Raw genomic sequence first — 10551 nt, 5'->3', positions numbered from 1 at the left:
GGGATATGCGGGAAGGCTAAAGGCCCCCCCCGCAGGCTTGCCGAGGAGGCTAAAGAACCTCGCCCCATGGAAAGCGAGCATCCTGTAATGGAAATCAACATCACTCTACTCCTTTTACGAAAATTTGATAATTAATTGACAAGATTGTTTTTCAACAGCGTGAAAACCCACAAGTACATAACCTTGTGGGTTTCATCATGATTTTATCCAATTTTTAAATAACCTACTGAAGGAACGAAAGAGTATCCTTGATTAATAACCATATCTGTTATTTCTGTCGTTTCAGTGTCTCTGACTTGATGAAACAATTTATATTTTATTGATTTTACTTTCTTTCCTCTTAAAACATTATTTAAATAAATTAACTCAATTTCTAAAAAAGGTATTCTGTACTTTAAATTATTCATGATTCTATTTGTGATTAGTTCATTAAACTCAATATCGGCATTATTAACTGAATGTTTTTTCATATCATCTACCAATTTATTCTGTTTATCAGTAAACTCACTAATAATATATTCGATTTCCACTTTTGAAAGGGAACGAGTTTCTTTTAATGGCAATGTAACTTGATTTGTTTTTTCTTTACCAAATAGTCGTTTAAAAAATTTAATCATAGTCCCGTCCTCTTCAATTTTTCTTATTTATATTTTGTCATGATTAAGCAAGATTGTAAAAATAATTTTTTAGGCACTAATACTATTCTATTATTAAACCGAAAATCCTTTGTAGAATTGCTGCTCTTTTAAAATTTTTAAGACAAAACTTAATAATTCCAAGAGTCAGGGATTGAATTCGAAAATAAAAGACCTAATCAGATAAAAAACATCTAGTAATAGGTGTTTCAGTGTGTAGACAAAGTACTAAATACTTGATTTTCAGACTGATTGCAAGCGCTTGTCTTTCGAGGCTCGAAGCCTGGTGAGGAGCGGAGTTACCTATAGGCGGTAATGAGCACCGCAGACAGGCGAAGTAACGAAGAAAGCGAGCGTTTGGCGGGCAGTCTAAAACACCTAGAATTAGGTGTTTTTACTCTGTTTCACACGCGTAATTATCATGATCTCGATCCATTTGTGCTTGGTATGCTTTATTCCCTTTTGGTACTCCATTTGGATAGACTTTTCTTAAGTCCGCGCAATTTTTAAAATACTGTTTATTATTTTTAGACGAATTATTCGTTTCGTTTTTGTTTGATTGGCATTATTTTTGCTCCATAAACCCACACCCTGCTGCTGGGCAGTTGCTTGTAAGCTTCTTAGCTCTGATTCATAGGAATAATTACCATAATCATAAAATTTTTCTACATAGCCTTTTTTTATGATTTCTTTTTGAATTAGTCTGCCATCAATCCAAACCCATGCAAGTGTTCGATTATATTTATCCTTTTTTTGTCCATCATATTCAATCTGAATTGTTTTTGCATTTTTTAATAGCTTACATGTATATGCTGAAGCTTCTTTTCCATATGGCTCAATCGTTCTTGTACTTTCTGGCGTATCGATATATAAGAATCTTGTTGTACCAACTTCTGTAAATTTGGCAGTATCTCCATCAATACATTTTATAAGCTCAACTGTAAATTTTGAATCAGTTTTCGTATTAACTGATGCTGTCGACTGTGAACATCCACTAAGTCCAAGAATAGCCATTACAGTTAATAAAATAAGTCTTTTCATGTTGTTCCCCCAATTATTCCTGTTACTACACATTATTTTAACAATAAATACCAATCATGTATCGAAATTTAGGGGGATTTTTCAATTTTAGTGAACTTTACTTTGTATTATTAGTTTAGGAATATAATGATCTCCATAAATAAAACGTTACGTAAGCTTCCCAGCCCTTCCATTTTGTAGCCATTTTCTTAATTTCTTCAATTGAAGGTTTTTTCTCTAATGATAGTTGTTTTTTTAATGCATTATGTATTCCTACATCGGCAATTGGAAATGCAGATTTTTCTTGTAAACATTTCATCAAAACGTAATCAGCAGTCCAGTTCCCAACTCCTCGAATTTCTAATAACTTATTTAACTTTTTCTCGTATGAATTTAAACGTATTAGAGATTCTTTGGAAATGAATTCTTCTGTCATTAATTTTGCGATCCCAATCACATATTCAGCTTTTCGTGTTGTAAATTTCAGACTAGTTAAATCAGAAACTTCAAGTTTGGATATTACATCTGGAGTTGGAAATAACCAAAAAATTTCATCATTCCATCTAAAGCGTTCTCCATATTTTTCAACAAAGCTTCTTTTTAAAGAAAACGCAAATGACAGATTGATTTGTTGCCCCATAATTGCCCATGTAAATGCTTCAAATAAATCCGGAATTCCAATTACGCGAAGACCAAAATGCTGGTCAATTAATAACTGTAGCATTTGATTATCTTTACCTAATTGATAGAACTCGGATAGGTTTCTGTCTAAATCAAATAAATCCCATATAAATGCTGCTGCAGCTACTTTTATTTCTTCACTTGGATTTTGGTCTTGAAATTCAATTAATAATTCGTTATGATTGCTACTTACTTTTAGTAAAATTAATCTATTTTCTATTTTAATAAGTTTAAAAAAGTATTCCCCTTTAACTTTATGAAGTACCTCATTTTTAGATCGTGCTAGAAATACTAAGCATTCTTTAAAACTGAAATCTTTTGGTGTTAAGATTGATATCGAATTCTTATTTTTATCTAATACAAGTGATTCATTGAATTCTTTATACATACTCATCACCTCTTTCCACAAGATTAATATTCAAAAAGTAAAAGTATTGCCATTCTTTTTCGTTATTTGAATTTTACTGAATAATCTTTCATAAATTAACAGTTTCCTTATCTTGCAGTACGGACTTACCCCTCTGTGATAGATAGCTATGTAAGATCATTCCGATCATGATAATAATCATTCCAATCCAAGAAATAATTGATGGAGATGCCGATGATAAAAAGAGCATTTCACCAATTACTGTGAATAATACTTCCATGGATTGGGTTGCTTCTACTGCACCTAATTTTTGCATATTTCCCCTTACTAAATCAGTAGCTTGAAAAAATAATACAGTAGCAATTACTCCTGATGAGATCGCTACCATTAATGATTGTGATACTTGGTTTTGACTTGGTAGTCCTTCAGTATATAAACCATAGATTGATAGGATGATCCAAAACGGTAAACTTGCTAAGGTCATTCCTAAAACGCGTTGATATACATCTAGCTTTCCATCACATATTTCCATCATTTTCCGATTGCCAAGTGGATATGCAAATGAGGCAATAATAACTGGTAAAATACCTGTTAAAACTGTTGAAATAGCTATTTTTGTAGCTAACTCAACTTGCATTAATAAAATACCAAATATGATTAATAATGACATTCCTAATCCTTTAAAAGGAATTTTTCCACGTACTTTCCGAGTTCCTTTTGATGTTTGAACTGATATGAAGAAAAATGGTGCTAAAAGTGACCCAGATAAAATCGTTATCTGCCATGAACTAGCTATTAGCCATCCTGGAGAATAAACTGCTGCAATACATATTGGTGCATAAAATAAACCGAATCCAATTGTTGACCATATAATCCAACTTTTTAATTTCCCTTTCATTTCTTTCAATAGATCATACAAATTTCTTCTTGCGATTACGATGATCAATAAAAAAGGTACCATAAAAAAGTACCTTAAAGATGCGCTCCAAATCCAACTTCCACCGGTTAATTCCATCGAGCGGTTTAAAATAAATGTGATTGAAAAGAAAAATGCCGCTAATACTCCTAATAAAATAGGGCGCATATTACCACCTCTATAACGTTTTCAATTATCTTTTACGATAAAATGATTTTCGGTTGAAACTTCCTTTAGTTTTTTTCGCAAAAATTCAGGGTATAATTCAATTTCTTCCAGTTTCTCTATACTTACCCATTTAAAAATTAATCGATTACCTTCCTTACCGTAAAATGATTCATTCATTGTACTAGTAAGCTTATTCTCTGATTTTATTTTATAGTAAAGACCAACTTCGTGGATATCATTTCCTTTATAAGTAAAGAAATTTTCTACTGTCCACATCATCTGGTCAATTTCAACTTCAATTCCTAATTCTTCAATAAACTCCCTTTTTAAGCTTAAATGTGATTCTTCATTGAATTTTATTCTACCACCAGGTAATGACCAAATTGTGTCACTTGCTAGTCTGTGTATCAAGACATGCCCATTTTCAATCCAAATACCTGCTACCCTTAAATTAAATACTTTGTTCTCTGATTTAAATACAACATCCATTATTAATACCTGACCTTACATCCTATTATTAGAGGGTTTTTCAATTAAATGAACCCCTCCAACCCACCAGTCAATTCCAATTAAATTCATTCGATTTGCTTTTCCCGTTAGTACGTCTAATCCCCATTTAGTTAATTCAATTTTTGCTTTTGGGTTATGTTGTTTATAACTTGGTAATTCACTGTCACTACTTATTAAAGGGTAATCACATTTCAATAATTCATTTAAAATTGTTGCGAAATACAAATCGCTTAATCCATCATTTGTTCTTTGTTTTACGAGTTTATTAAATAGTTCTGCAAAGGAGGTGATACCTTCATTAATCATTGATAATGCTAAAAATTCTACTTCATTTAATCCGTTCTGTTGAGAAGGAAAATATGTCAAATGACTTAATAAAGCTTGATTTAAAAACGGAAGCGCATGACATTTTAGAATAAATTCATTAAGCTCAGTTAGATTATTTGAACAATACGCTATCCATCCAGCACATGCTTCTTCTATTTGTTTGTCTGTAACTTCTTGTTTAGTTGGAAGTAATCCAATTAATTGCTCTGAAGATAATTGACCTAATCCGTAAAATGGTTCAATTCCTTCATATTCATTTATGCTAACCATCGAAATTTTTTGAAATCCAAGCGCCGATAATTCCGATAATAAATAGAGAATCGTCACCTGATCGTATCGATCATGTTCGAACCATAGAACAACTTCTTCAGAACGAGATAGTTCATTTAATAATTGATATTGGCTTCGGCAATTTTCAATAAAAAAACTCGAAGGAATTTGTAGCTTTTGTTCAAAAAATTCTGCTCTTCTTTTATATGTTTCTTCTAATGTCCAATCTTGACTAAGTGGTCCAAAATCATACATTTCTCGCCATACAACAATATTATCATTTAAAGTCTTTATTTTTCCTCCAACCACATCACCATTTACAATATGATTCATCTATTCATCTTCTTTCTCCATTGGTTTAATTAAAATGAAAATACAGTTCTTAATTCTTCTTAACGATCGTAGATTCCTCTTACATCTATTATTATTTTTTATCAAAACAAAAACCACCTATATAAATAGGTGGCGAGACATTTTCTTAGCTTTGAATGACATTGACAAATTCCTACCATTTGAAATTAAACCAATAGTCTTTATTTAATCTCTCTTTTTTGTTTTTTTCTACTAGAAGACATCTCAACACCAGTTTCAGATGTTGTAGTCCCTTGACCTTGTACATTTGGTGATCCTAAGCCAACTCTAGATGGATCTTTTTTAGTTTTTCCCATTTTAAACACCTCCATCTTTAATTTTTCTAAACCTAAACTTCTTTATTCAAAGAATATTTTTCCTGTAAATTGCAAATCTTATATTTCTGAGGAGGTGTTTTTTATGGCTAGAATCGGAGTAGAACAATCTTTAACAAATGTTCAAGAAGCATTACGTTCAGCGGGACACGATGTTGTTGAATTAAAACAAGAATCAGATGCAAATGGTTGCGATTGCTGCGTAGTAACAGGACTTGATTCAAATGTAATGGGAATGCAAAATGTATCTACACAAGGATCAGTAATCGAGGCAAGTGGCTTAACAGCTGATGAAGTTTGTCAACAAGTTGAAAGCAGATTACAATAACAAATTACAAACAATAGTTAGATTAAACATTCTAAAAAACTCGCCATTTGGCGAACTTTAAAGCGATGATAGAAGTACAGTTGCACTTTTACATAATTTCAAAATATGCGACCACGTCGAGTCCCCTTCGTCGCTTTAAATTTTAGCTTTCTAATGTGCAAAAAAGGGTAAGCAAAATTTAATGTAATTTGCTCACCCTTTTTTCAAATTATAAATTTAATCCACCATATAGCAAAGCTCCCATTACAATAAAAGCCGGATGTAGCTTTACTTTCTCCATTAATATGTAACTAATCACTCCTAAAAACAAAAACTGTCCAATACCAATTTGAAAATATGAATCATGAAATGAATTATAAGCCATAACGCCAAGTAAAACTGCGATTGTTGGCTTAACGTAAAGTGTCATTCGCTTAACTTGAATCGAATGACGATATTTATACAAAATTCCCATTAAGGTCAGCATGAGGATTAGTGACGGTGCAACTGTAGCGAATACAGCCAAAAATGAACCTAGTATACCACCTTCATGGTATCCGATATAACCTGCCATTTTCGTAGCAATCGGTCCAGGTAGAGAGTTCCCCATAGCAAGAGCCTCATTAAATTCTTGATGTGTAAGCCAACCTCTTGTGACGACTTCTTTTTGAATAAGCGGAATGGTCGCAGGGCCTCCTCCATACCCTAAAATATTAGCAACAAAAAACGCCCAGAAAATGTTCCAATATACCATTATGCAGACAGTCCTTTTGATTTTTTACCTTCAACTGATTTGGTTGGCTTAACGACCGCAAATAACAGTAGCCCTCCAATTATAAATCCTGGATGTATATGAAAATATTGCATTAAAACAATCCCTACTAAAATATGTCCGATTGTAAAGGGCCATTTAAGCCCCTTAACGGAAGTTTCTACAAACTGCCAAGTTAGCACAGCAAGCATGACTCCAACTACAGGAACAATTGCTTTCGTCATTCCTTGCACCCATTTTAGATCTTTAAATGTTACTAGAGTAGTTAATAAAACAACCATTAAAATAATCGTCGGCAGAATCGTTGCAATTATTGCATTAATCATCCCAATTTTACCGCCTACTTTAAACCCAATGTATCCAGCCATTTTTGTATTAATCGGACCAGGCAGTGTGTTTCCAATAGCGAGCACATCTCCGAATTCTTCATCAGTCATCCATTTAAAGCGTTCAACCACTTCTTTATGTACTAAAGGAATGGTCGATGGTCCACCTCCGTATCCGAGCATGCTGCTCCTAAAAAAGGCGATAAAGACGTTTAACTGTTTCATAAAATCCATCCCTTTAGTTTATCTTTCTTTTAGTTTGCAATAAGACAAGAGCACTTCACACAATTGCCGCATGGTTTTTTCTTAACTGGATTAGGTTGATTGACCATGTTCATTAAAATCGAGGTCTCCACATTACAAAACGAGCATGTCTCACCAGTTTGAGCTTTTTGAATTTGAGGCATTTCTACTAACCTTAAGGCTTCTTTCATATGTTTGTCGCATACTAACAACATATCATTCACTCCCGCTCTTAAAATTGAATTTTATGGTGTAAATGTCACTTTCTTTTTCGGATGATCTAATTTTCGTTTTTTTACTTCATCTGTTACTTCTTCGTTCCATGAAATCGTTACATCTTCGTCAGTAATGAAAGCTTGGCAACCTAAACGAAACCCTTTGCTTAACCATTCTTCACCAAGTTTTCGACGCTCCTGCACTTTTATATGATCAACAGTCCCCTCTTCAATTTTACAAACGCAGGATCCACAAACGCCTCCACCACATCGATTTGGCAGTTCCCCATCAAATCGAAGAGACATACGTAAAATATTGGAGTTTTCCGGTACTTCTAATACTTTTCCACTAGTAGCAAAATTCAGTTTCGGCATAATTCAAATCCTCCTCTTTACCTCTTTGGTATACAATATACCATATTTATAATCTTCTGACAATATAAAAATTTCATATATTAAGCTATTTTTCTTAATTTATATTACTCTATTTGTTTTTATATACCAGTCTGATATAATATTTTGTATACCAAATACATCTTAATTTTCAAAAAACGAGGTGATGAATGTGCTTAATATTGGTTTAATTGGATATGGAGCGATCGGAAAAGATATCGTCAAATACATAAACGAAGGCAAGGCTGGGGATGTATTATTAAAAGCGGTTCTCGTACGAAGTAAGGATCAATACGAATCGCATATAAGCGATTTATTTTACGACAATGAAGAGGCATTTTTCGGATTGGGATTGGATATTATTATTGAAGCTGCAGGTCATGAAGCTGTCTATAAGTATGGGAAAAGGGCGCTATCTTCTAGTAGTGATTTTATCATCGCTTCTGTAGGTGCACTAGCAGATGATGCATTATTAGCAGAACTAGAAACAGCTGCAAAACTTACTAATAGCAAGATCCTCATCCCTTCTGCTGCAATTGCCGGATTGGATCGTGTTGCTGCCTCAATGTTACAGAGTGTTGATGAAGTAAAACTTGTAACGAGAAAACCACCGAGTGCTTGGCGAGGAACAATTGCAGAAGAAAAGGTAGATTTAAACACAGTTAAAGAGCCTTTTTGCATTTATAGTGGCGTTGCTAGAGAATCTTCTAAGCTTTTTCCGGAAAGCACAAATGTTTCAGCAACCTTGAGTCTTGCTGGAATCGGATTTGATAAAACAAAAGTTCAAGTTTATGTAGATCCAAGCATAACCAGTAATACACACCAAATTTTCGTAAAAGGATTTTTTGGTGAAATGGAAGTAAAGGTGCAAAATATTCCTTCATCTACTAATCCAAAGACGGGGTATATTGTAGCAATGAGTATTTGTAATACTTTAAAAAATAGAACGTCTTCTATCGTTATTGGGATCTAGTATTTTCCTTTTACTATTTGTGAAATACGAAACTAAAATAAAAAGCCCCCTTAGTTTAGACAGTCTAACTAAAGGGGCTTTTATTATTTTTTAGAAAAATGATTTTTTCCATACAAGAAAAGAGACGAAAACATCCACAAACTATTTTTATATCGTTTTTTCTTTTCTTTTTTCTATGTAGTTCATGTACGCACGTCTAGAATTTTCGATATGAATTTTCGTTAAATACTCCGACATTTCTATTTCTTTATTTCGTACTGCTTTCATGATTTCAATATGTTCCCTCAATGATTCCTTACGTCTCCCAGGCGTTTCGTACCCCATATTAGCAGACATATGGATATAATCTGTTAAGCCGGATAAAATTTCAAATAGCTTCGGACTTCTCGCTGCCTTATATAGTAGGAGATTCATTTCAATATGCTCGTTCTCAAAGGTTTCGTCTGAGTGTTCCTCAATATAAAGAAGCTCCTCGATTTTCTGATCAAACTCTTTTTGAATTTCGTCCGTCATTTTTTTAGCAGCCAATTTTGCTGCTAACACTTCTAGTGAAGATAAAATCGTAAACACTTCCATAATGTCTTCATCAGAAATATTCGAAACGATGACACCTTTACGGGGAACCGTTTTTACAAACCCTTGTGATTCTAAGCGGAATAAAGCTTCTCTAATAGGTGTACGACTAATGTTTAGCTTAACAGCAAGCTCCCGTTCAATTAAGCGATCACCTGGCTTATAATGCCCCTCTAAAATCAATTCTTTTAAATATCTATACGCATGTTCCCGGATTGAAAGAAAATTAGTTTCCATATCCATTCCATTCACCTGCCGTTGCCAAAAACTTATAAAAATCAATAAATAACGATTATTTTTATAGATTTCGTTTATTTCCCTTTTCCACGTGTTCGATTTTGCCTAGTTAGGCTACATTCGTTTGGTATAACACTCCAAGGGCGTAAATTCGGATACAACGAATCCTACATATCAGTAATAACATCTAAGTGTCAGATTACTAATTTATATCGTGACAAGTTGATCGCTGCGTTTACATCTCGATCGATTTCATGACCGCACTCACATCTGAAATATCGGTCTGATAGTCTTAAATCATATTTTTTATTTCCACAACTTGAACACGTTTTAGAAGATGGGTACCATTTATCAGCTTCAACAAATTCAATGCCGTATTTTTCACATTTATATTGAATTTGGCGTTTGAATTTACATAAACACTGCTTCGCGATCGCTTTTGAAAGGTGCTTATTCTTCATCATTCCCTTGATATTTATATCTTCCATTACAATGCGATAAGGTTTGGTTTTCACGATCTCGCTCGTGGATTGATGAAGATGGTTTAGCCTGATATTTGACAACCTTCTATAGAATTGTTGTATCTTCTTTTCGATTTTTATAATGTTGCATGTTTTGACGAAACGGTGTCCTTCCTTATTCATTTCATATTTACGAGAAACTTGACGATGCAACCTACGTAGGCGTTTCTCTACCTTTTTAACAGTGCTTGTTTTGTTAATATTTTTCTTCTTGGTTCCATCTGAACATACGGCTAAATCTTTTATCCCCACATCAATACCAAGTGAGACATTTGTCAGTTCCACTATTGGTTTCGATTTTTCAACTCCAACAGAAATATACCAGTATTTCCCATCATGGCTAATTCTGGGATTATAGTATTTTTTATCTGATATACATTCAGAAACTATAACCCAACCGACTTTTTCAAT

Annotated in this window: 14 protein-coding genes and 1 pseudogene; 2 read left to right on the top strand and 13 right to left on the bottom strand. The window is 33.4% G+C overall.

The features are described from left to right. Positions 1-203: 203 nt before the first annotated feature. The 8 genes and pseudogenes from CN946_RS23070 to CN946_RS23035 all read right to left on the bottom strand — a co-directional run bounded on the left by CN946_RS23070 (position 204) and on the right by CN946_RS23035 (position 5562). On the bottom strand, positions 204-617 hold the full coding sequence (locus CN946_RS23070; protein WP_098863164.1) for a hypothetical protein: 414 nt from the start codon (positions 615-617) through the stop codon (positions 204-206). A gap of 412 nt (positions 618-1029) precedes the next feature. Then, positions 1030-1095: pseudogene (locus tag CN946_RS24065) on the bottom strand (excalibur calcium-binding domain-containing protein); the annotation flags it as partial. A gap of 29 nt (positions 1096-1124) precedes the next feature. Beyond that, complete coding sequence (locus tag CN946_RS23060) at positions 1125-1676, bottom strand: thermonuclease family protein (protein WP_176547429.1); 552 nt, start codon at positions 1674-1676, stop codon at positions 1125-1127. Between the two features lie 115 nt (positions 1677-1791). After that, the gene (locus CN946_RS23055; RefSeq protein WP_098863162.1) at positions 1792-2724 is read right to left on the bottom strand and encodes a DNA-3-methyladenine glycosylase family protein; all 933 of its coding nucleotides are present in this window, start codon (positions 2722-2724) and stop codon (positions 1792-1794) included. An 88-nt stretch (positions 2725-2812) separates the two neighbouring features. Then, positions 2813-3787 (bottom strand): DMT family transporter, encoded by a 975-nt coding sequence (locus CN946_RS23050; protein ID WP_098863161.1) that lies wholly within the window; start codon positions 3785-3787, stop codon positions 2813-2815. 21 nt (positions 3788-3808) lie between these two features. Further along, positions 3809-4276 carry an NUDIX hydrolase gene (locus CN946_RS23045; protein WP_098863160.1) on the bottom strand — a complete coding sequence of 156 codons (468 nt, stop codon included), beginning with the start codon at positions 4274-4276 and terminating at the stop codon, positions 3809-3811. A gap of 15 nt (positions 4277-4291) precedes the next feature. Further along, positions 4292-5227 carry a DUF1835 domain-containing protein gene (locus tag CN946_RS23040; protein ID WP_098863159.1) on the bottom strand — a complete coding sequence of 312 codons (936 nt, stop codon included), beginning with the start codon at positions 5225-5227 and terminating at the stop codon, positions 4292-4294. A gap of 200 nt (positions 5228-5427) precedes the next feature. Then, positions 5428-5562 carry a YuzL family protein gene (locus CN946_RS23035; protein ID WP_082459488.1) on the bottom strand — a complete coding sequence of 45 codons (135 nt, stop codon included), beginning with the start codon at positions 5560-5562 and terminating at the stop codon, positions 5428-5430. 103 nt (positions 5563-5665) lie between these two features. Between CN946_RS23035 and CN946_RS23030 the strand changes: the two genes are divergently transcribed. Next, complete coding sequence (locus CN946_RS23030; protein WP_098863158.1) at positions 5666-5908, top strand: YkuS family protein; 243 nt, start codon at positions 5666-5668, stop codon at positions 5906-5908. A 208-nt stretch (positions 5909-6116) separates the two neighbouring features. On the opposite strand, the gene CN946_RS23025 is transcribed toward CN946_RS23030, so the two are convergent. The 3 genes from CN946_RS23025 to CN946_RS23010 all read right to left on the bottom strand — a co-directional run bounded on the left by CN946_RS23025 (position 6117) and on the right by CN946_RS23010 (position 7818). Continuing rightward, positions 6117-6641, bottom strand: coding sequence for a chromate transporter (locus CN946_RS23025; protein WP_098427855.1), 525 nt, complete (start codon positions 6639-6641; stop codon positions 6117-6119). Then, entirely contained in the window at positions 6641-7210 is a 570-nt protein-coding gene (locus CN946_RS23020) for a chromate transporter (RefSeq protein WP_098863157.1), read from the bottom strand. Before CN946_RS23020 ends, CN946_RS23025 begins: the two co-directional genes overlap by 1 nt. A 263-nt stretch (positions 7211-7473) precedes the next feature. After that, on the bottom strand, positions 7474-7818 hold the full coding sequence (locus CN946_RS23010; RefSeq protein WP_098863155.1) for a 2Fe-2S iron-sulfur cluster-binding protein: 345 nt from the start codon (positions 7816-7818) through the stop codon (positions 7474-7476). Positions 7819-8008: 190 nt separating this feature from the next. Between CN946_RS23010 and CN946_RS23005 the strand changes: the two genes are divergently transcribed. After that, the gene (locus tag CN946_RS23005) at positions 8009-8809 is read left to right on the top strand and encodes an aspartate dehydrogenase (protein WP_098863154.1); all 801 of its coding nucleotides are present in this window, start codon (positions 8009-8011) and stop codon (positions 8807-8809) included. A gap of 147 nt (positions 8810-8956) precedes the next feature. Here CN946_RS23005 and CN946_RS23000 read toward each other — a convergent pair whose 3' ends face one another. Then, positions 8957-9625, bottom strand: a complete 669-nt coding sequence (locus tag CN946_RS23000; RefSeq protein WP_098863153.1) for a GntR family transcriptional regulator — start codon at positions 9623-9625, stop codon at positions 8957-8959. A gap of 188 nt (positions 9626-9813) precedes the next feature. After that, on the bottom strand, positions 9814-10551 hold a 738-nt coding region (locus CN946_RS22995), incomplete at its 5' end, for an RNA-guided endonuclease InsQ/TnpB family protein (protein WP_141546971.1).

The sequence above is a fragment of the Bacillus sp. AFS053548 genome (assembly GCF_002575105.1).
GTDB lineage: Bacteria > Bacillota > Bacilli > Bacillales > Bacillaceae_G > Gottfriedia.
Note: the sequence above shows the minus strand (reverse complement) of the source record. Positions and strands in the feature narration are given on the sequence as shown.